The organism is Lichenicoccus sp., assembly GCF_965276875.1.
Classification (GTDB): Bacteria; Pseudomonadota; Alphaproteobacteria; order Acetobacterales; family Acetobacteraceae; genus Lichenicoccus.
Genome location: NZ_OZ255701.1, coordinates 2,720,807 through 2,741,600 on the forward strand (window position 1 = coordinate 2,720,807; position 20,794 = coordinate 2,741,600).

General features: G+C 68.2%; 20 protein-coding genes, 1 other RNA gene and 1 pseudogene. 15 read left to right on the top strand and 7 right to left on the bottom strand.

Features of this window, described 5'->3' with window-relative positions:
- Positions 1 to 32: 32 nt before the first annotated feature.
- Positions 33 to 827, bottom strand: coding sequence for an inositol monophosphatase family protein (locus ACQY4K_RS13235; protein ID WP_428390662.1), 795 nt, complete (start codon positions 825 to 827; stop codon positions 33 to 35).
- Positions 824 to 1,000, bottom strand: a complete 177-nt coding sequence (locus tag ACQY4K_RS13240; protein ID WP_428390663.1) for a hypothetical protein — start codon at positions 998 to 1,000, stop codon at positions 824 to 826. The genes ACQY4K_RS13235 and ACQY4K_RS13240 overlap by 4 nt, the downstream gene beginning before the upstream one ends.
- 83 nt (positions 1,001 to 1,083) lie before the next feature.
- Between ACQY4K_RS13240 and ACQY4K_RS13245 the strand changes: the two genes are divergently transcribed.
- Positions 1,084 to 1,818: a 3-deoxy-manno-octulosonate cytidylyltransferase gene (locus ACQY4K_RS13245; RefSeq protein WP_428390664.1), complete on the top strand. Its 735-nt coding sequence runs from the start codon at positions 1,084 to 1,086 to the stop codon at positions 1,816 to 1,818.
- On the top strand, positions 1,815 to 2,654 hold the full coding sequence (locus ACQY4K_RS13250; RefSeq protein WP_428390665.1) for a prephenate dehydratase: 840 nt from the start codon (positions 1,815 to 1,817) through the stop codon (positions 2,652 to 2,654). Before ACQY4K_RS13245 ends, ACQY4K_RS13250 begins: the two co-directional genes overlap by 4 nt.
- Here the strand turns inward: ACQY4K_RS13250 and ACQY4K_RS13255 are convergent.
- Entirely contained in the window at positions 2,651 to 4,987 is a 2,337-nt protein-coding gene (locus ACQY4K_RS13255) for a TIM-barrel domain-containing protein (RefSeq protein WP_428390666.1), read from the bottom strand. The genes ACQY4K_RS13250 and ACQY4K_RS13255 overlap by 4 nt on opposite strands.
- The gene (gene nudC, locus ACQY4K_RS13260; protein WP_428390667.1) at positions 4,984 to 5,886 is read right to left on the bottom strand and encodes an NAD(+) diphosphatase; all 903 of its coding nucleotides are present in this window, start codon (positions 5,884 to 5,886) and stop codon (positions 4,984 to 4,986) included. The genes ACQY4K_RS13255 and nudC overlap by 4 nt, the downstream gene beginning before the upstream one ends.
- 87 nt (positions 5,887 to 5,973) lie before the next feature.
- On the opposite strand from nudC, the gene ffs reads away from it, so the two are divergent.
- The 7 genes from ffs to ACQY4K_RS13295 all read left to right on the top strand — a co-directional run bounded on the left by ffs (position 5,974) and on the right by ACQY4K_RS13295 (position 10,912).
- Positions 5,974 to 6,072: signal recognition particle sRNA small type (gene ffs, locus ACQY4K_RS13265), an RNA gene on the top strand.
- Between the two features lie 18 nt (positions 6,073 to 6,090).
- Positions 6,091 to 7,842, top strand: a complete 1,752-nt coding sequence (locus tag ACQY4K_RS13270) for a DNA polymerase III subunit gamma/tau (RefSeq protein ID WP_428390668.1) — start codon at positions 6,091 to 6,093, stop codon at positions 7,840 to 7,842.
- Entirely contained in the window at positions 7,843 to 8,166 is a 324-nt protein-coding gene (locus ACQY4K_RS13275; RefSeq protein ID WP_428390669.1) for a YbaB/EbfC family nucleoid-associated protein, read from the top strand.
- A gap of 12 nt (positions 8,167 to 8,178) precedes the next feature.
- The gene (gene recR, locus ACQY4K_RS13280; protein WP_428390670.1) at positions 8,179 to 8,772 is read left to right on the top strand and encodes a recombination mediator RecR; all 594 of its coding nucleotides are present in this window, start codon (positions 8,179 to 8,181) and stop codon (positions 8,770 to 8,772) included.
- Positions 8,769 to 9,563 (top strand): SDR family oxidoreductase, encoded by a 795-nt coding sequence (locus ACQY4K_RS13285; RefSeq protein ID WP_428390671.1) that lies wholly within the window; start codon positions 8,769 to 8,771, stop codon positions 9,561 to 9,563. The genes recR and ACQY4K_RS13285 overlap by 4 nt, the downstream gene beginning before the upstream one ends.
- 7 nt (positions 9,564 to 9,570) lie before the next feature.
- Positions 9,571 to 9,981 (top strand): dihydroneopterin aldolase, encoded by a 411-nt coding sequence (gene folB / locus ACQY4K_RS13290; RefSeq protein ID WP_428396122.1) that lies wholly within the window; start codon positions 9,571 to 9,573, stop codon positions 9,979 to 9,981.
- Positions 9,982 to 10,042: 61 nt separating this feature from the next.
- On the top strand, positions 10,043 to 10,912 hold the full coding sequence (locus tag ACQY4K_RS13295) for an EamA family transporter (protein WP_428390672.1): 870 nt from the start codon (positions 10,043 to 10,045) through the stop codon (positions 10,910 to 10,912).
- An 8-nt stretch (positions 10,913 to 10,920) separates the two neighbouring features.
- On the opposite strand, the gene ACQY4K_RS13300 is transcribed toward ACQY4K_RS13295, so the two are convergent.
- Positions 10,921 to 11,256 (bottom strand): TIGR02300 family protein, encoded by a 336-nt coding sequence (locus tag ACQY4K_RS13300; RefSeq protein WP_428390673.1) that lies wholly within the window; start codon positions 11,254 to 11,256, stop codon positions 10,921 to 10,923.
- 101 nt (positions 11,257 to 11,357) lie between these two features.
- On the opposite strand from ACQY4K_RS13300, the gene ACQY4K_RS13305 reads away from it, so the two are divergent.
- Genes ACQY4K_RS13305 through ACQY4K_RS13315 form a run of 3 tightly spaced genes read left to right on the top strand, consistent with a single transcriptional unit; the run spans position 11,358 to position 13,066 of the window.
- On the top strand, positions 11,358 to 12,071 hold the full coding sequence (locus ACQY4K_RS13305; RefSeq protein WP_428390674.1) for a 3-keto-5-aminohexanoate cleavage protein: 714 nt from the start codon (positions 11,358 to 11,360) through the stop codon (positions 12,069 to 12,071).
- Between the two features lie 18 nt (positions 12,072 to 12,089).
- Positions 12,090 to 12,734, top strand: a complete 645-nt coding sequence (locus ACQY4K_RS13310) for a (d)CMP kinase (RefSeq protein WP_428390675.1) — start codon at positions 12,090 to 12,092, stop codon at positions 12,732 to 12,734.
- Positions 12,735 to 12,793: 59 nt separating this feature from the next.
- A complete protein-coding gene (locus ACQY4K_RS13315; protein ID WP_428390676.1) occupies positions 12,794 to 13,066 on the top strand; it encodes a hypothetical protein in 273 nt (90 codons plus the stop codon).
- A gap of 227 nt (positions 13,067 to 13,293) precedes the next feature.
- On the opposite strand, the gene ACQY4K_RS13320 is transcribed toward ACQY4K_RS13315, so the two are convergent.
- Positions 13,294 to 13,431, bottom strand: coding sequence for a hypothetical protein (locus ACQY4K_RS13320; protein ID WP_428396292.1), 138 nt, complete (start codon positions 13,429 to 13,431; stop codon positions 13,294 to 13,296).
- Positions 13,432 to 13,457: 26 nt separating this feature from the next.
- Positions 13,458 to 13,697: pseudogene (locus ACQY4K_RS13325) on the bottom strand (TonB-dependent receptor plug domain-containing protein); the annotation flags it as partial.
- A gap of 113 nt (positions 13,698 to 13,810) precedes the next feature.
- On the opposite strand from ACQY4K_RS13325, the gene ACQY4K_RS13330 reads away from it, so the two are divergent.
- The 3 genes from ACQY4K_RS13330 (at position 13,811) to ACQY4K_RS13340 (ending at position 20,787) form a co-directional block, all read left to right on the top strand.
- Entirely contained in the window at positions 13,811 to 16,918 is a 3,108-nt protein-coding gene (locus ACQY4K_RS13330) for a WD40/YVTN/BNR-like repeat-containing protein (RefSeq protein ID WP_428390677.1), read from the top strand.
- 214 nt (positions 16,919 to 17,132) lie between these two features.
- Positions 17,133 to 18,854: a 30S ribosomal protein S1 gene (gene rpsA / locus ACQY4K_RS13335; protein ID WP_428390678.1), complete on the top strand. Its 1,722-nt coding sequence runs from the start codon at positions 17,133 to 17,135 to the stop codon at positions 18,852 to 18,854.
- A gap of 58 nt (positions 18,855 to 18,912) precedes the next feature.
- On the top strand, positions 18,913 to 20,787 hold the full coding sequence (locus tag ACQY4K_RS13340) for a putative bifunctional diguanylate cyclase/phosphodiesterase (protein ID WP_428390679.1): 1,875 nt from the start codon (positions 18,913 to 18,915) through the stop codon (positions 20,785 to 20,787).
- Positions 20,788 to 20,794 lie beyond the last annotated feature (7 nt).

Consider the following 20,794-nt stretch of genomic DNA (forward strand, 5'->3'; position numbering starts at 1 on the left):
GTCGTCCTCGGTGATGCTGCGCCGCCTTGCGCTTAACCGATGCCGCCGTCGCATGCCAGCGCCCGGACCGCCGGTGCGAGCAGGGCAGGGTCGCCGACGGCGAGGACGGTGCCGTCGCCGCCGGCGCGCAGCGTCGCCCCCTGCCAGTCGGTGATGCGGCCGCCGGCGCCTTCGATGACCGGCACCAGGGCGGCCCAATCCCATGGTTTCATGTCGCATTCGGCGATGATGTCGATGTGCCCGAGGGCCAGCAGGCCGTAGGCGTAGCAGTCCCCGCCCCACGTGGCCCGTTTGACCGAGCGCCGCAGCGAGTCCCAGCGTGGTCGCGCCGAACCATCCAGCATCTCCGGCGACGTGCAGGAGAGTTCCGCGCGCGCCAGGCTCGAACAGGCCCGGGTGCCTGGCCTGCCGGGAAGCGAGTTCGAGACGAAGCGGGTCGGCGCGTCACGCAGGCCGATCCAGCGCTCGCCGGTGATCGGCTGGTCGATGATGCCCAGCACCGGGACTGCGTCCTCGAACAGGGCCAGCAGCACGCCGAAATTCGGCCGGCCGGTGATGAAGGCGCGGGTGCCGTCGATCGGGTCGAGCACCCAGCGACAGCGTGCCTCGCCGCGTTCCAGGCCGAACTCCTCGCCCAGGATGCCGTGTCCGGGCAGCCGCTCGGCGAGCACCGTGCGCATCGCCCGCTCGGCGTCGCGGTCGGCGATGGTGACGGGGCTCGCATCCGCCTTCTCGGCCGCCTCGATCGGCATTCTGAAATACGGTCGGATCACGTTTCCGGCCGCCATCACCGCGGCTTCCGCCGCTGCCAGCCAGCTTGGGTTCATTGCGCCGGCAACGCCGCAATCGGCGGCTTGGGGCGCGCGGCAGGGATTGTAAAGGCGGGCTTTTCCGGCGCATGCGAACGCACCAGCGTACGCCCGAGCACGGCCGCCAGGGCGAATACCGCGCCGGCGATGACGAAGGCGGCCATGATCTTGTTGAGCTCGATACTGTCCATGCCGCGCCTGGCGCCCTAGGCTGCCAACCAAGCTAAGTGAAGCGCCGTCATGCGGCAATCGCCGTGTCCATGCTGGAACCCGAATGAACCCATTGCTGCTGATTCCCGCCCGTATGGCCGCCACGCGCCTGCCGGGTAAGCCGCTTGCCGATATCGCCGGACGGCCGATGATTTTGCATGTGCTCGATCGTGCGCGTGCCGCGGATATCGGTCCGGTGGCGGTTGCGGTGTGCGACGAAGAGGTGGCCGCCGTGGTCCGCGCCGCCGGTGGCATGGCGGTGATGACCGCGCCTGGGCTCGCCTCCGGCTCCGACCGCGTGCATGCGGCGGCGCGTCTGCTCGACCTGGACGGCCGGCATGACATTGTCGTCAACCTGCAGGGCGATCTGCCGTCGATAGCCCCGGGCCACCTGCGCGCGGTGCTGACGCCGCTGGCCGATGCGCTGTGCGACATCGCGACCCTGGTGGCGCCGATCACCAGCCCGGAGGAGGCGCGGACGCCATCCGTGGTCAAGGCGGCGTGCGACTTCGCGCCCGATGCCGAGCAGGCATGGGCGCTGTATTTCTCGCGCGCCGCGATCCCCTGGGGAGAGGGGCCGCTCTGGCACCATATCGGCGTGTATGCCTGGCGACGGGACGCGCTGGACCGCTTCGTAACCCTGCCGGAAAGCCGACTTGAGCGACGCGAGAAGCTCGAACAGTTGCGCGCAATGGAGGCTGGCATGCGGATCGGCTGCGCGCGGGTCGCCGACGCGCCGTTCGGGATCGACACCCCGGCCGACCTTGAACGCGCTCGCGCCCGGATGGCGGCGGCATGACCCGGATCGCCTTTCAGGGCGAGCGCGGCGCCTATTCCGATCTGGCCTGTCGCACCGCTTATCCCGGCTGCGAGACGGTCCCTTGCGACACTTTCGCCATCGCCATCGAGACGGTGCATGATGGCGGCGCGAGGCTCGCCATGCTGGCCTGCGAAAACTCTCTGGCGGGACGGGTGCCGGACATCCACGCGCTGCTGCCCGGTGCCGGGCTGCATATCATTGGTGAGCATTTCCAGCGCGTCGAGCATTGTCTGATGGGCGTGCCTGGCGCCGACATCACCGACTTCAGGCGGCTGCACACGCATCCCGTGGCGATGGGCCAGGTGCGCAAGCTGATCCGCGAGCTCGAACTCCAGCCGGTGATCCAGGCCGACACCGCCGGCGCCGCGGCCCTGGTCGCGGGCTGGGGCCGCAAGGAGGAGGCGGCGGTGGCCTCGTCGCTCGCCGCCGAGCTGAACGGACTATGTATCCTGCGTCGCAATGTCGAGGACGCCGCCCACAACACCACCCGCTTTTATATCGCGGCCGCCGAGCCCAAGCGGATCGCGCCAGGCATTGCCGGCACGATGACGACGCTGCTGTTCAGGGTCCGCAACGTGCCGGCGGCGCTCTACAAGGCGATGGGCGGGTTTGCCACCAACGGCGTCAACATGACGCGTCTGGAGAGCTACATGCTCGACGGCGCCTTCACCGCCACCCAGTTCATGGCCGATGTCGACGGCCACCCGGACGACATCGGCTTGCGCCGTGCCCTCGACGAGCTGGGCTTCTTTTCCGACGAGCTGCGTATCCTGGGCGTCTATCCGCGCTCTGCCTTCCGGGAGCGCGCGGGTTAGACGATGATGACCTGCGCCTGCGCGCTGTCCGCGATGTCGATCCGGCGCACCGGACCGCGTCCATGCACGATGATGGTGAAGCGGTCCCACCAGGGTTTGGTGCGGCCCTCGCGTTCGCCGATGCCGAGCGCCAGCGTGCCGTCCGGGCGCGTCTTGCAGGTGAACTCCTGGCGCAGGAACTCGCCGTCGCGGTAGGCGAAGCTCTCGCCATCGTCGAGGTAGAGGGAGCCGCGGCAGACCGGGCCCGGATACACCGCAAGCTCCAGCGCGCCTTGCGGCGTCTGCCCGGTGTGCTGCACCAGCGGCTGGCGCGGGATGATGCTGCCGCCGCGCGCATAGACCGGTAGCCGCGCGAGATCGGGCCGCACCGTGATCGCCCTCGGCATGGTGGCGGGGTCGTGGCGCAAGTTGGTCTCGTTGCCGCTGCCGCCCGCCAGCTTGGCGAATGGCAAATTCAACAACGCCTCGCCGGTCCAGTAGTCGTACCAGTCGCCGGGCGGCAGCATCACCTGGTAGTCGTCCAGCGTATCGGGGTAGGGGGCGGGGGCGACCAGCAGTGCCGGCCCAAACATGAACTGGCTGTCGGCTTCGAGGTCGAGCGGGACGCCGCCGGTGGCATCGGGGAACTCCATGAACAGCGGCCGCATCATAGGCAAGCCCAGGCGCGCACTCTCCTCGGCCAGGCTGTAGATATAAGGAAGCAGGCGATAGCGTTCCTCGATGGCGCGTCGGCGCAATGTCGTATGCGGCTCGCCATCGACCCAGGGCTCCTGCGCGCGTGTGCCCTTGTCGCTGTGGTTGCGGCTTACGGGATTGAACATGCCGAGCTGCAGCCAGCGGGTCAGCAGGTCTGGCGACGGCGATCCGGCAAAGCCGCCGAGGTCGCAGCCGGCGAAGGCGAAGCCGCTCAGGCCGAGGCTGAGCAGCATCGGCGTGCTCTGCCGCAGATGGTTCCAGGTCGCGGAGTTGTCGCCGGTCCAGGTCAAGGCGGTGCGCTGGCCGCCGGCGAAGCTCGCGCGCGACATCACGAAGGGGCGGCGACCGGGACGGTTCGCCAGCAGCCCGTCATAAGTGGCGCGAGCGTTCTGCATGCCGAACAGATTATGGATCTCGGCGTGGCTGGCGGTGCGCGGGGCAAAGCCCGGCTCGTCAATCCGGTGCTGCACGTCGAGCGGCATGGTCCGGCTGTCTGTCCAGAACACCGACGGCTCGTTCATGTCGTTCCAGATGCCGGCGATCTGATCGAAGATCGGGTTCCTGAACAGCGTCCCCCACCAGTCTCGGGTCGCCTGGCGGGTGAAGTCCGGGAAGCAGCAGGGGCCGGGCCAGACATCGCCGACGTAGGGCGCGCCTGTCCGGTCACGCACGAAATGGTCGCCCGCGGCACCATTGTCATAGGGGGCGTAACCCTGGTCGGGGAGCCGCGGCACGTGCAGGTCGGTGATGATCACCGGCTTGAAACCCTGCGTGCGCAAGATGCTGGTCAGCGCGGGGAAATCGGGAAATCGGTCGGGGTCGATGGTGAACGGCCGGTTGCGGTCGAGCACGTCGATGTCGAACCACAGCACGTCGCAGGGGATGTTCTGCTCGCGCATCGTCGTGGCCACCGTTCGCACGGCATCGGCCGACATGTAGCTGTAGCGCGACTGCTGGTAGCCGAAAGACCAGAGCGGCGGCAGCGGCGCCGGGCCGGTCAGCCAGTGATAGGCGCTGATCACGTCCTTCGGGGTCGGGCCGGCGAGGACGTAATAATCGATCGACCCGCCATTGGCGCCGAAGGAGAGCCGGTCGGGGTGCAGCACACCGAACTCAAAGCGGCTTTGGTGGCTGTTATCGAGGAACAGCCCATAGGCGTGGCCTTGCGTGAAGCCGAGGAAGAACGGAATCGCCTTGTAGAGCGGGTCGGTGCTCTCCTGGAACTTGTAGGCGTCGGTGTTCCACAGCACGACGCTGCGGCCGCGCCGGTCCAGCGCGCCGATCTTGTCGCCGAGGCCAAAGATATGGGTCTGCTTGGACAAGCACTTGCTCAGCCGAAAGCCGTCCCGGTCCCATGTTGGCGGAGCTGCGTCGGCCAGGACCTCACGCCCGTCGAGGGCCTCGATCCGTAGCGCGCCGCTGTCGGCATCGATGCTGGCGCGCAAGGCGGCGGTGCGCAGGCCCGCGGGACTCGCCTGCAGCGCGGCGCGGGCGGCTCGTCGCGCGTGTGGCACCGCCCAGGACTCGTCAGCTGGCAATGCGCCGTCACGGCCCACCTGCACGCGCAGGATATCGTCGCGCAGGGCCGTGATCCGCATCACGCGGCCCTGTCCGAGCCAGTCGATTTCGGCACTCATTGCGCCGCCAGCCAGGCGTCGATCAGGCTGCGGGCGATCGCTATGGGACCGGGCAGCTCGATGTCGAGGTGCGCTGGGTCGCGCAACTCCGTGGGCGTCAGCCAGTGTGCCTCGGCGATCTCGGCGGGATCGAGGGTGAGCGCGTGGCCGGTGGCCTCGGCGAGGAAGCCCAGCATCAGCGAACCCGGGAAGGGCCAGGGCTGGCTCGAATGATAGTCGATCCGGGCAAGCCGGATGCCGGTCTCCTCAAAGGTCTCGCGCGCCACCGCCTCCTCGGCGCTCTCGCCCGGCTCGATAAAGCCGGCGAGGGCCGAGAACAGCCTGCGGCCGGGAAAGCGGGTGCCGCGCGCAAGCAGGGCACGGCCCTCGTGATGCACCAGCATGATCGCCACCGGATCGGTGCGCGGGAACTGCTGCAGCCCGCAATTCGGGCAGACCAGCCGGCTGCCGCCCTGTTCGGGGTTGGTCCGGCTGGCGCAGCGGCCGCAGAAGACGTTTAGGCGGCGCCAGTGCAGCATGCCGCGCGCCTGCGCCAGGATCGCCGCCTCGTCGGTCGGCAGCAGCGGGGCGAGCGGCCGCAGCGGCTCGAAATGGCCGAGCTTGATGCCCTGTGTCTGCGGCTCCTCGAGCTTGCTCAGATCGAGGGCGAAGAGGGCGCGCTCGTCGCGCAAGCCTAGCAGCACCGACGGGTGCGCCTCGATTGGGCCGAGTTCGGCGATGAGGGCCTCACGGCTCGGCATCGCGACGCGCAGCGCGTCGTGCCTCATAAGATGTTGATCACGCCAGACTGGCAGGAAGCGACTCGATGGGTCGTCGCGCAGGGCCAGCATGACGGCCGCGTCGTCGCGCAGGGCCGAGACGCGGTCGAGCGGGTTACCAGTGAAGAAATTGGCGTGCATCGCAGCCCCAGCACCTGTGCCGCGCAGGGATTCAAGCGCCGCGTCACCCCTTGTGACGCATGCCCCCTCGCATGTTAAGATGCCTTCGGGAGGTCGGCGGCGGACGAGCGCCTTGCCAACCCGGTCAGGTCCGGAAGGAAGCAGCCGCAGCGAGTTTCCGCTCGGGTCATCGTTCGGCCTCCCACCTTCAGAGATCCCCTATTCTTGAGCCAGGATTTCGACCTCTCACCAGAAGCCCTGCCGCCGGCCGATGGGCCGGGCCTGTTCGGCGACCCAGCACCACCGGCGGCGCCCTATAGGGTACTGGCGAGGGTCTGGCGCCCGACCCGCTTTGAGGAGCTGATCGGCCAGGACGCCATGGTGCGTATCCTGCGGCGCGCCTTCGCGCTGGGTCGGGTGGCGCACGGCTTCATGCTCACCGGCGTGCGCGGCACCGGCAAGACCACCACGGCGCGGATCATCGCGCGCGCGCTGAACTGCATCGGCCCAGACGGCAGCGGCGGTCCGACCGCGGACCCTTGCGGGGTTTGCGCGAACTGCACCGCGATCCTGGCCGACCGTCACCCCGACGTGCTGGAGATGGACGCGGCGTCGCGCACCGGCGTCGACGACGTGCGCGAGATCATCGAGGCGACACGCTTCCGGCCGATGCAGGCCAGGATGAAGGTGTTCATCATCGACGAGGTGCACATGCTCTCGCGCAACGCGTTCAACGCGCTGCTAAAAACGCTCGAGGAGCCGCCGGCGCAGGTCACCTTCATCTTCGCCACCACCGAACTGCGCAAGGTGCCGGTGACGGTGCTGTCGCGCTGCCAGCGCTTCGATCTCAGACGGGTCTCGCAATCCGAGCTCGCGTCGCATTTCGGCGCAATTGCGGCCAAGGAGGGGGCGGCGATCAGCGCCGACGCGCTCGCTTTGATCGCGCGCGCCGCTGACGGCTCGGTGCGCGACGGGCTGTCGCTGCTCGACCAGGCGATTGCCCTGGGCGAGGACGGCCCCGGGGCGGAGATCGACGCCGCGATGGTGGCCGGCATGCTGGGCCAGGCCGATCGCGGTGTTGTATTCGACCTGCTCGAAGCGGTGACGCAGGGCCGCGCTGATCTGGCACTGGGCATCACCGAACAGGCGCATGCGCGCGGCGCCGATCTCGGGCTGATGCTGGCCGACCTGCTGGAGCTGATCCACACCGTCTCGCGCCTGAAGACGCTGCCGGCCCTGCGCGACACCCGCGATCTGCCGGAAGCGGAGCGGGTGCGTGGTGCGGAACTCGCCGACCGCCTGAGCGTGCCGTCTCTGGCCCGATTGTGGCAGATGCTGCTCAAAGGGATCGGCGAGGTCGAGGTGGCGCCTGACCGCGCCGATGCCGCCGAGATGGTGCTGATCCGCCTGTGTCATGTGCGCGACATGCCGACACCGGGCGATCTGGTGCGCCGCCTCGTCGATGCGCCTGCGCCTGAGACCCCGTCGAGGCCCGAGCCGCCTGCCGACGTCCAGCCTGCCGACCCAAAGCCCATCGCCCCGGTGCTGAGTGGCTGGCGCGACGTGGTCGCCCATGTCGCGACCTGCCGTGAAGCAAGCCTGCACGGCCATCTGCGGCACTCTGTACATCTCGTGCGCTTTGCCCCGCCGATTATCGAGTTGCGGTTGCAGCCGCAGGCGCCACGCGACCTCGCCCAGCGGTTAGCTGCGATCCTGAGCGACGCGACCGGCACCCGCTGGACGATCGCCGTCTCGCGCGCGCCGGGCGAGCCGACGCTTGCCGAACAGTCGGAGACGATGGAGGCGAGCGGCCGCACGCGTGCCGAGGCGCATCCGCTGGTGCAGGCGATCCTGTCGACCTTTCCCGGCGCCCAGGTCGGCCGCTTGCACGACCGCCGCCTGGACGAGTACGGACTGCTGCCGCAAGCCGCACCCGATCTCGCATTCGACCAGAACGAACTCCCGGAGGACGATTGAATGAAGAACCTTGCCGGCCTGATGAAGCAGGCCTCGCAGATGCAGGCCAAGATGGAGGAAATGCAGAGCAAGCTCGAAGCCCTGGAAATCGAGGGCAGCGCCGGCGCCGGGATGGTCACCATTACCCTCTCCGGCAAGGGCAACCTGCGACGCATCAAGCTCGACCCGAAGCTTGCCGATCCGGCTGAGATGGAGATGCTCGAGGACCTGATCGTCGCCGCCCACGCCGAAGCCAAACGCCATCTCGAGGAGCGCACTGCTTCCGAGATGGAGTCCGTCACCGGTGGGCTGAACCTGCCGCCGGGCATGAAGCTGCCGTTCTAGGCCGGCCGACACATGGGCGGTCCGGAGATCGAGCGCCTGATCGACCTGCTCGCCAAGCTGCCCGGCCTCGGGCCGCGCTCGGCGCGACGCGCGACACTCGCCTTGCTGCGCCAGCCGCAGGTGCGTCTGCTGCCGCTCGCCAGCGCGATGCAACAGGCCGCTCGGGTGGTGCGGAGCTGCGCGCTGTGCGGCAACCTTGATAGCTGCGACCCCTGCACGATCTGCAACGATCCCGGCCGTGATCGCTCGCTGATCTGCGTCGTGGAGGGCGTGGGCGATCTGTGGGCGCTGGAGCGGGCCGGCGTGCATCGCGGGCTCTATCATGTGCTTGGCGGCACGCTCTCGCCTCTGGGCGGCGTCGGCCCCGAAGACCTCAACCTGTCGCCGCTGCTGGCGCGGATCGAGGGCGGCGAGACGCGCGAGGTGATCCTGGCCCTCGGCGCCACCGTGGAGGGCGCAACCACGGCGCATTGGCTGAACGAGCGGCTTGCCGCGAGCCGGATTGCGGTCAGCCGGGTCGGGCAGGGCGTGCCGATGGGGGGCGCCCTGGACGTGCTCGACGACGGCACCCTCGCTGCCGCCCTGACGGCGCGGCGGCCGGCATGATCTTGGCTGGGATTCCGGGCTCCATCCCGCGCGCCAGCCTGGTCACCGGCGGCGGCGCGCGGCTGGGCCGGTCGATCGCGCTGGCCCTCGCCGGCGCCGGTGTCGCGGTGGCGGTCCATTGCCGCCCCTCCTCGCGCGCGCCTGCCGAGGATACGGCGAAGGAGATACGCGCGCTCGGCGTGCAAGCCTGCGTCGTCGAGGCGGATCTCGGTCGCGAGGACGAGTTTGCCAGCCTGATCTCCCGTGCCACCGACGCCCTCGGCCCCCTCGGCATCCTGGTCAATAATGCCAGCCTGTTCGCGCGTGACGACTGGCACGATGCCACCCGCGAGAGCTGGGATGCGCATCTTGAGCCCAACCTGCGTGCGCCGTTCGTGCTGATGCAGGCATTCGCCCGGCATCTCCCCGAGGATGCCGAGGGCATGGTGCTCAACATGCTCGACGAGCGGGTCTGGTCGATGACCCCGCACTTCGTCTCCTATACGGTGTCGAAATCGGCGTTGTGGGCGCTGACCCGCTCGATGGCGCTGGCTCTCGCGCCAAAGCGGATCCGGGTGAACGCGATCGGGCCCGGCCCCGCTCTGCCCAGCCCGCGGCAGAGTGCAGCGCAGTTCGCGGCACAATGCGCCGCCGTGCCGCTCGGACGTGGTACCGATCCGGACGAAATCGGCCGCGCAGTACTCGCCTTGCTGTGTCTGCCGTCGGTAACCGGGCAGATGCTCGCACTTGACGGTGGCCAGCATCTGCAATGGCATCCAGCTCCCGCCGGCGGCGGCGCGCCGGAGGAGTAGCCGAGTGATGGTCTTCGCGCCCTGGCCGGACACGCCGCCGCTGCGCCGCGTCTATCTGCGCGCGATGGTGCTGCAGGCGGCCATCGGGATCTATCCGCACGAGCATGGGGTCACCCAGCGCGTGCGCATCGACATCTCCTTCGGGGTGGACGACGGCCCGGGCCTGGACGTCGGTCGCGACGATCTCTCGCGCACCGTCTCCTATGAGCGGGTGGTGTTGCTGGTGCGCCGGATCGTCACCGGCGGCCATGTCCGGCTGGTCGAGACCCTGGCCGAGCGGATCGCCGCCGGCGTCCTGGCCGACCGTCGCATCCGCGTGATCCGGGTCGCCGTCGAGAAGCTGGACGTGTTCGACGAGATCGAGGCCGTCGGCGTCGAGATCGAGCGGCGACAAGCGGGCAACGCAGGGCAGCCTTGAGTTGTGGCTTTCATGCCCACGCTTTGTTGCAAATCGGCCAAGCGATAGGCACCTGCGTGGCATGAACACAGCTATCGAATTCGGCCTGCTCACTGCCCTGCTGTATGGAATCAGCGATTATGTCGCCAAGTTCGCGAGCCGCGCGGTGGGCGTGTGGCGCACCCTGTTCTGGGGCGAGTTGTGCTCGGCGTCGCTGCTGAGCTTGTGGATCGTACTTGGCCATGCCGCACCCGCGGGCGTGTTCCGCCTGCCGTTCTCCGTTTGGGCCGTCGCGATCGCCGCGAACCTGACCATCCTGTCCGCGACGGCGCTGTTCTACCGGGCATTGAGCATCGGCCGGTTTGCCGTCGTCATGCCGATCGTCGCCACCTACGGCGCCATCACCGCCTTGCTCGCCGCCGCCTTCGGCCAGCCGCTTGGGGCGGTCGCTCTGGGGGGGATTGCGATTGCCGTGCTGGGTGGGGCGCTGGCCTCCGTCCCCGTGCCGATCGAGAGCGGCCGCACAGTGCGGCCGGCCGGCATTGGCCTCGCCGCCGCCGCCGCTCTGCTCTACGGCGTCGGTTTCTTCGCGCAGGCGCATTACGCGGTGCCAAAGCTCGGCAGTCTGATCCCGGTCTGGCTCTATTACGGGCTTGGGGTAATCCTGCTCGGCAGTGCCGCCGCGGTGCTGCGGCGCGACCTCTCGCCACCGTCTTTCACTCAGCTTCCGGTGGTGCTCGGCACCGGTCTTGCCGCCTCCGCCGCGTTCCTGGCGCTGACCCTGGCGGTCACCGGCGGGAATATCGCAGTGCCGACGGTGCTGGCGTCACTGGCCAGTGTCGTCACCGTCGTTCTCGCCCGCGTGCTGATCAAGGAGCAGGTGGCGACGCATCAATGGGCCGGGATCGCCGCGGTGATCGGCGGCCTGGTGATCCTGCACGCGGCCGCCTGAGAGCCGGATCAGCTCTCGCGCTCGTCATTGTCGGGCTCGACCTCGATATCGGTGCCGATCGCGTCGGAATCATCGTCGAGATCGGCGGTGTCCTCGATCACGTCGTCGTCCTCGGACTCCTCGTCGGCCGTCTCCGCCTCGGCGTCACCGTCATCCAGATCGGGTGCCACCTTCTTCGGACGACGGTCTTCCGGCAGGGCGGCCGCGACCCGGCGCTGGCGCGGTTGCTCGATCGGCTGCTCGGTCGCGCATTTCGGACAGACCGCCGGCGTCCTGGTGAGATCATAGAAGCGCGCGCCGCAGGAGACGCAGATGCGTTTGGTGCCGAGTTCTGGCTTGGCCATCGGAGACCCTGTATTCGTGGGATTGCAGCGCCGGGCGCGCCCCATGCCATCTCGGGGGGTCTCTGTCAAACCTGCGGCGCCCCCGCGATCGGAGTGTTGCCGTGCTGATCCAGGCCTGCCTCAACGGCGCCCGCAAAGTCGGATACCATCCGGCGCTGCCGCTTGATACGCCTTCGCTGGTGCGAGAGGCGCGGGCTTGCGTCACCGCCGGTGCCGAGCTGCTGCATTTGCACCCACGCGGTGCGGACGGCGCAGAAAGCCTTTCAGCCGGGTGCCTGGATGCCGGGCTGGGCGCTCTTCGCGCCGCCCTGCCCGGTGTGCCGCTCGGCATCAGCACCGGCGAATGGATCGAGAGCGATCCCGATCGCACGCTCGCCGCCATCGCCGGCTGGCGCCTGCTGCCGGATTTCGCCTCGGTCAACTTCTCCGAGGCCGCGGCTCCGGCGGTGTTCGCAGCACTCCGTCGTCGCTGTGTGGCAATCGAGGCCGGGCTCGCCGACGAGAGCGACGCCGAGCGGTTCCTGTCGCTGGACCTCGCCCAGCACAGCCTTCGCATTCTCATCGAGATTGATGCGCAATCGCCGGAGGGCGCCGAGGCGACGGCTGACTCCATGCTGGCGCTGACCAGCCGCCTGCACTGCCCGCGGCTGCTGCACGGCTTCGATGCGGTGGTCTGGCCGATGTTGCGTAAGGCGATGTTGGCCGGGCTGTCTGTGCGTGTCGGCCTGGAGGATGGCGACCGGCTACCGGACGGACGTATCGCCCGTGACAATGCCGAGCTGGTCGCGGCTGCTCTCTTGACTCGCCTCGGCTAACGACGCACTCCGCTGCCGATGCAAACGGCCCCGGCCCAGTCTCGGCTCATCATTGCGGTCGACGGCCCGGCAGCAGCCGGCAAGGGAACCCTGGCGCGCGGGCTCGCCGAGGCGCTGGACCTGCCCTATCTCGATACCGGCCTGCTCTATCGTGCCGTCGCGCGCCGCATGCTCGATGCCGGCCACGATCCGCAAAGCGACGCCGAGGCGGCGGCGCGGGCGCTCCCCGCGTCGGACCTGGAGCGCGCCGACCTGCGCACCCCCGAGGTCGACCGCGCTGCCAGCCAAGTCGCGGGCCAGCCAGGGGTGCGCGCCGCCTTGCTCGACTTCCAGCGCCGCTTCGGCCACGCGCGCGGCGCCGTTCTCGACGGGCGCGACATCGGCACGGTGGTATTCCCCGACGCCACGGTGAAGTTCTTCCTGACCGCCTCGCTCGCGCGGCGTGCGGAACGGCGCTGGCTGCAGCAAGGCGGGCAAGCAGGTGACGCGCTCAGCCGGACCCGACGCGAGCTCGCCGCCCGCGACGCCGCCGACGCCGCCCGCGCCGCGGCCCCGCTGCGCCCGGCCGCCGACGCAATCGCCATCGACACGGATCGTCTGGACGCGCCAGCGGTGCTCGCCGAGGCGCTCCGTATCGTGCGCCAGCGACTGCCGCAGACGTGAGCCACGGGAATCCCGAATAGGCACACGCGACGATTGGCGCGTGTTCCAGGGAGAAGCGCGTGGCGAAGCGATTGTCCGAAGGCCTCAACCTGTCGATCGGCAGCGACAGCATCCCGATGACGATGCGAGCCGAGATCGGACACATGTCGATCGAAGAGGCCGTCGCCTCGCGCCTGTTCGACCTCCCGGACGAGCCGGGCATGGTTCGCATTCCGGTCACAAGGCCCGCGTCGGACGCAGCGCCGGACGAGACCGCACGGGCGGCAGTCCCGCCTCAGAGAAAGGCCGCGCGAACGCGCGGGAACGCTCCAACAATGTACCGCCCAACCTAGGGCTATCCGCCACCCTCCAGCCCCGCGCCGGGGCCTCTGCTTGTCGATGCCAACCGGCGCGACAGGCTGGCGAGTGCCCCTCAAACCGCCTCACCGTCGCCTGTGGTTGCGGCCGCCCGTACGTTGGCTGCTCGCAGTCCCGTTTCTGGACATCAGCACCTCGACGGCGCATGACGATCTGCCGCCGTCCGAACTGCGCGGGCTGATCGCGCAACAAGCGGCACGGTCTACCCCAGCCGAGATAGGCCGCCGATGAACGCGGTGGCGCCGTAGGTTACCGGCACCGATCCCGCGCCGCCCCACGGCACGCCGTCGACCACCAGCAGGAAGGCGTCGAACTCGTCCAGCCCGAGCAAGGACGGCACCGCCTGGCAGGGCCGGCATCGCCGCCGGCCGGGGCCTCGACGCCGGGCACCAGCGCCAGAGCTGAGGCGAGATCTGTCACCCCTCGGTCGCGCAGATCCTGGCCGGACAGGACCGAGATCGCCGACGGCACCTGGTCGAGGGGCTCGGGCAAGCGTGTCGCGGTCACCTCGATTGTCTCGGGAGCGTCCCGCGCGTGCGCCGCACCGGCAAGGCAGAGCACGGCAGAGGCCACAATGAGAGCGACCGCCGGAAGGGAAGGGTGCATGCACGCAACGTCACGGGGATGCAGCCTGTTAGCGCGGGCTTGGCGCCGCCAGCCAGAGGGATCGCCAGGCGATCACCGACGCGGATAGGGTAGGAGACCAACGGAGGTCGAGAATGACAGTGCCGAACCAGCGCCGCGCGGCCCTCCTGCTGTTCGCGTCTGCCGCATCCGTTGCCGCGGCCAGCGCGCTGCCCGCGGGCTCACGCCCGCCCAAGGCTCCTGCCAGCGCCACGCCGGTCGCATCGGTGCCACCCGACATGCTGCAGGCCCTGCGCTGGCGCTCGATCGGCCCGTTTCGCGGCGGCCGCGTGCTGACAGTCGGCGGCGCCCCAAACGACCGCAACCGCTTTTATTTCGGTGCCGTGAATGGCGGCGTCTGGCGCACCGACGATGCCGGACGGACCTGGCAGCCGATCTTCGATTCCGCACCCGTCGGCTCGATCGGCGCGCTCGCCGTCGCCCAGTCGGCGCCGGACACGCTCTATGTCGGCACCGGCGAGGCCGACATGCGCTCCGACATCGCCCAGGGGACCGGTCTGTATCGGTCGACCGATGCGGGACGCACCTGGACCAGCATCGGCCTCAAGGACACCCAGCAGATCGGCCGTATCCTGGTCGATCCCCGCAACCCCGATGTGGTCCTGGTCGCGGCCCTCGGCCATCCGTACGGCCCCAACGCCATGCGCGGCGTGTTTCGCTCCAGCGACGGCGGCCGTACCTGGACCAAGACGCTCTTCCGCGACCAGGACACCGGCGCCATCGACCTCGCCTTCGCGCCGGGCCATCCCGACATCGTCTACGCTGCCCTGTGGCAGACACGCCGTCCGCCCTGGAACGTCTATCCGCCCTCCAGCGGCCCGGGCAGCGGTCTGTACCGCTCCGCCGATGGCGGCCGCACCTGGACCCACCTGACCGGCCACGGCCTGCCCGACGCGCCGGCCCGCATCGGCATCGCCACCACGCCGGCGCGCCCGGACCGGGTGTTAGCGCTGATCGACGTGCGTCCGGGGGCCCGCGGCGGCGGCCTCTATCGTTCCGATGATGCCGGCGCCACCTGGAGCCGGATCAGCACCGATCCGCGTATCCTGGAACGCGCCTGGTATTTCTCCGGCATCACCGCCGATCCGCACGATGCCGACATCGTCTATGTCTGCGACACGGTGCTGCTTCGCTCCACCGATGGCGGTGCGCATTTCATTCCGCTCAAGGGCGATCCCACCGGCGACGATTTCCACACGCTCTGGATCGATCCCGCCGACAGCCGGCGACGCATCCTCGGTGTCGACCAGGGCGCGATCGTCTCGCTGAATGGCGGCCAGACCTGGAGCAGCTGGTACAACCAGCCGACCGGCCAGTTCTATCACGTCAGCACCGACAACCGCTTTCCCTACATGGTCTACGGCGCGCAGCAGGACACCGGTGCCGCCGGCGTGCCGAGCCGTACGAACAACCTGTTCGACGGCATCGACATGACCGAATTCCACGAGACTGCCGCCGGTGGCGAGAGCGACGAGATCGCGCCGGATCCCGATGATCCCGATATCGTCTATGGCGGACGCGTCGACCGGCTGAACCTCAAGACCGGTCAGATGCGCGACGTCGACCCGACATTGGCCTATCCCGACGACTATCGCCGCACCTGGACACTACCGCTGGTGTTCGGTCCCGACCACGCGCTGTATTTCGGCAACCAGCGTGTGTTCCGCTCGACCGACGGCGGCAAGCACTGGCAGCCGGCGAGCCCCGACCTGACCCGGACGGCGCCCGGCGTCCCGGCGACCCTCGACACACCGACCGCCGAGGATGTGCGCGATCTCGGACCGCGTCGCGGCGTGGTCTATGCCATCGCCCCTTCGCCGCGCGATGCGAACCTGATCTGGGCCGGCACCGATGACGGGCTCGTCTGGACCACCGCCGACTATGGCGCGCACTGGCACAACGTGACGCCTGCCGGCCTTAGCGCCTGGTCCAAGATCGCGATGATCGAGCCGTCGCATTTCGACACCAAGGTCGCCTTCGTCGCCATCGACCGCCACCGCCTCGACGACCAGCGCCCATTCATCGAACGCACCACCGACGGCGGCCGCAGCTGGATCCCAATCGTCGACGGCATCAGGCAGGGCGGCCCGGATGGCGACAGGCTCACCACCGTCAATGTCGTCCGCGAGGACCCAGTGCAGCGCGGCCTGCTGTTCGCCGGCACCGAGCGCGGCGCCTATGTCTCGTTTGATAACGGCGACCGTTGGCAGCCGCTGCAGAATGGGCTGCCGCGCACCTCGGTGCGGGACATGACCATCCACGGCGACGATCTCGTCCTCGCCACCCACGGCCGCGGCTTCTACATCCTCGACGACATCGCAGCCCTGCGGGCACTCGCCGCCTTGCCCGCCGACACGACGCGGCTGTTTCCGCTCGCGCCGGCGATCCGGTTCCACCCGCCAAGGTTCGAGGGCACGCCCAAGCCGAGGGACGAGCCGCTGGCGCCAAACCCGCCGGACGGCGCCATCATCGACTATATGCTTGGCCAAACGCCGCACACGCCGGTGCAGATCGACATCCTCGACCTGCATGGCGGGCTGGTACGGCGCTACAGCAGCGCCGACCCAAAGTTCAGGCCCGACCTCGCCACCGCGCCCGTTCCCCCTACCTGGATACCGGTTCCACGGCGTCCCGGCACGACACAAGGCGGCCATCGGCTGGTCTGGGATCTCCACTACCCCTTGCCGGCGATCCTGCATGGCGGCGACCCGCCGCCGCAGCCGGTCTGGGCCACCACCGGCACCTACATCGTGGCCCTCACGGTTGACGGCCATACGCTCCGCCAGAAGCTGCAGGTCGTCCCCGACCCGCGCCTCCACGTGGCACCTGAGGCGTTCCAGCAGGAGTTCGCGTTGGCCCGCAAAATACAGGCCGACCGCATTGCGGTCCGAATCATCCTGCGCGACGCCGCAGCACTGCGTGCCCGCACTGTCTCGACGCAGACCAAAGCCGCACTGACCGCCTTGATCGACCCGTCCACCACCGGCTCGCAAGCGCATCCGCCTGCCCCGGACGGGTTGCCCGAAATCGCCGATCGCCTTGCCTCGCTGGCGCAAGCAATCGACGGTGCGGATGCCGCGCCAAGCCCGGACGCCCGCGCCGGTCTCGCTCAGGCCGAACATGCCCTGGCCGCGGTCACGAGCCGCTGGAACACGCTGCGAGGTTCGTCCGGGCATATCTGACCCGCACCGCCAGACGGACGGTTGGACCTTGACAATTTGCCCTCCCGGGTGTCTTAAGCCCACGCAAACAAGCCTCTAACGGCACCGGGCAGGGGTCCGGTTCATGCCGCGAGTGCCAGACGTGCTGCCGATCGCCTGAGCGCGGGTGGGCAGAGCGCAGGACTGTCCGCCGGGCCTCGCGCTCAGGCGTCCGACACAGGAAGTATTCGACCACATGGCTTCAGCCTCACTCGCACGCCTACCCGACGACCATTTCGCCGGTGACGATTTTGCTTCTCTCCTCGACGAGACCCTTGGCCGCGATACCGGTTTTGACGGCTCCGTCGTCACCGGGCGTGTCCTGCGCCTGACCGACGAGTTCGCCATCGTCGATGTCGGCCTGAAGAGCGAGGGCCGCGTCGCGCTCAAGGAGTTCGGCATCCCCGGCGCTCCCCTGGAGGTCAAGCCGGGGGATTCCATCGAGCTCTATGTCGAGCGCTACGAGGATCGCGACGGTTCCATCGTGCTATCGCGCGAGAAGGCGCGACGCGAGGAGGCCTGGACCAACCTGGAGCGCGCCTTTGAGGGCAACCAGCGGGTTAACGGCACCATCTATGGAAGGGTCAAGGGTGGCTTTACCGTCGATCTCGGCGGCGCCATGGCCTTCCTTCCCGGCAGCCAGGTCGACATCCGCCCGGTTCGCGACGTCGGCCCGCTGATGGGCACGCCGCAGCCGTTCCAGATCCTCAAGATGGACCGCGCCCGCGGCAACATCGTGGTCTCCCGTCGCGCCGTGCTGGAAGAAACCCGCGCGGAGCAGCGCAGCGAGCTGATCCAGGGCCTCAAGGAGGGCATGATCCTCGACGGCGTCGTGAAAAACATCACCGACTACGGCGCCTTCGTCGATCTCGGCGGCGTTGACGGCTTGCTGCACGTCACCGACATCGCCTGGAAGCGGATCAACCATCCCTCAGAGGCGCTGCAGATCGGACAGAGCGTGCGGGTCCAGGTGATCCGCTTCAACTCCGAGACCCAGCGCATCAGCCTTGGCATGAAGCAGCTCGAGGCCGATCCGTGGGAAGGTGTGGCGATGAAGTATCCGCCCGGCGCCCGCTACAGCGGCCGCGTCACCAACATCACCGACTACGGCGCCTTCGTCGAACTCGAGCCGGGTGTCGAGGGGCTGGTGCACGTCTCGGAGATGTCGTGGACCAAGAAAAACGTCCATCCCGGCAAGATCGTCGCCACTTCCCAGGAAGTCGACGTCATGGTGCTCGACGTCGACAGCGCCAAGCGTCGGATTTCGCTCGGCCTCAAGCAGGTGCAGCGCAATCCGTGGGAGCTGTTTGCCGAGGAGCACAAGGTCGGTTCGAACGTTGAGGGCGAAATCCGCAACATCACCGAGTTCGGCCTGTTCGTCGGGCTGTCCGCCGATATCGACGGCATGGTGCACATGTCCGACATCTCCTGGGACGAGGCCGGCGAGGCGGCGATGACACCCTACAGCAAGGGCCAGACCGTGCAGGCCCGGGTGCTCGATATCGACGTCGAGAAGGAGCGCATCTCGCTCGGCATCAAGCAACTGCATGACGATCCCGCCGCCGACACGCTCTCGCGCGTCGCCAAGGGCGCGGTGGTGACCTGCGTGGTCACTCAAGTGCAGGCCAACGGCATCGAAGTGAAGGTGGACGAGGTGCTCAGCGGCTTCATCCGGCGCGCTGAACTATCCCGCGACAAAGCCGAGCAACGTCCGGAGCGTTTCGCCGTCGGCGAGCGTGTCGACGCAAAGGTGATCTCGGTTGACCGCGCCGCGCGCAAGCTGTCGCTGACTATCAAGGGCCGCGAAATGGAAGAGGACAAGGCCGCGATCAACGAATACGGCTCGTCCGATAGCGGCGCCTCGCTCGGCGATATCCTGGGTGCAGCGATCCGTCGCCGCAACCAGACCAACGACTGATCGAAACCTACCGGTCCCGACACAGAGGCGGTCCCAGTGATGGGGCCGCCTTTTTTGCGTGCCTCCGTCTACCCTCGGCGTATTAACCGAAGCGAAACCAAGCCGCGTCATGATTATCGAAGACGCCTGCCGGGGCACTCGCCCATGTGCAGCGTCTGGTATGTTCATCTGCGCTGGAGCGGCGGTGCTTTCCTCTCATCCTGATATGACCCGGCAACCAACAGACCGGGAGCGGCGACGCTGCACGACCCCGCACCTACGCGCCGTTCTCAACGGCATCGGCGTCGGAATACTGACCTTCAACAAGGCGCTGGCGGTGCTTTTCGTCAACGAACGCCTGACGAGCGTTCTCGACATCCAGCCAGCAATGAGTGCCCGCGCCAGCTCAGTCGCGGATTTGCTCGACGGCAGTGCCGCACTGGACGATACCAGCGTACAGGCTGTGCATGAGGCCTGCCTTGCCGCAACGGAGCATGCGGGGGAACACTGGAGCTCGGCCTCGCTGGTGAGCGGCAGCAACGCCCGGCTGTTCACCATGCATGTCTCAGCTCTCGACGACGGATACTGGGTGGCCGCGTTCGAGGAGGTCACCGCCAAGCGGGCAGCGGAGACGAGCGCGATCGAACAGGCGATGTGCGACCCGTTGACCGGCCTGCCGAACCGTCAGCTTTTTGAAAACCGTTTGGTCCACGATCTGACGGCAGCTGGGCCAGATGGCCATGCCGCCCTGCTTCTACTCGATCTCGATCGATTTAAGATCATCAACGATACGCTCGGTCATGCCGTCGGCGACGGGCTGCTGCGGCTTGTGGCCAAGCGCCTGCGTTCGTTGTTACGATCGAGCGACGTGTTGTCACGGCTGGGAGGCGACGAGTTCGGCCTGTTGGTCTCTCCCTCGCCCGGAGACGACCATCTCGCGGTCCTGGCCACGCGTATCGTGGAGCTGGTGGGCCGGCCCTATCTCGTCGAGGGACATCTGGTAAATATAGGCGTCAGCATCGGAATCGCGCGCGCGCCGAACGACGGGCGCGAACACAGGCAGCTCATGCGCAACGCCGATCTCGCCTTGTACCACGCCAAGAACTCCGGCCGCAGCACCTACAGCTTCTTTAAGGCCGAGATGGACGAACGCGCATCCGCCAGACGCGCCCTAGAGATCGACCTCCGCAAGGCGCTGGCATTGGGCGAGTTCGAGCTTCACTATCAGCCACAGATCGATCTCGAACGGCACGTCGTGGTCGGCTTCGAGGCCCTGCTCCGCTGGCACCATCCGGCGCGCGGCATGATCTCGCCGGCTGACTTCATTCCGCTCGCCGAGGAGATCGGACTTATCGTTCCCCTCGGAGAATGGGTGCTGCGACAGGCCTGCAGCCAGGCGAAGCGCTGGCCGCACCATGTATCCGTCGCGGTTAATGTCTCGCCGCGCCAGTTCGAGGATCCCGCTCGACTACTTAACAGCGTCAGCAAGGCCCTCGCGAACTCCGGCCTGCCCGGAAACCGGCTCGAAATCGAAATCACCGAGAGCGTGCTGCTTGGTAATCAAAGTGCCGTACTGCAAGCGCTGCATCAGCTCCGGGCCATGCAAGTCAGCGTGGCAATGGACGATTTCGGCACTGGCTACTCCTCGCTCAGCCAATTGCACAGCTTTCCGTTCGACAAGATCAAGATCGACCGCTCCTTCGTCAAGGACCGTGGAGACACGGCCAGTCAGAACGCGATCATCCGGGCGATCACCGCATTGGGTGTCAGCCTCGGCATGTCCACGATCGCGGAAGGTGTGGAGACCACCGAACAGCTCAACCGCATCCGCACCGAGGGATGCACCTCGGTGCAGGGCTACCTGTTCAGCCGCCCGCTGCCGGCGCAGCAGATCGACAGGCTGCTCGCCGACTTCGCCAACCATCGCCCTTATCACGTAATGTCAATTCCCTGAGAGAAAG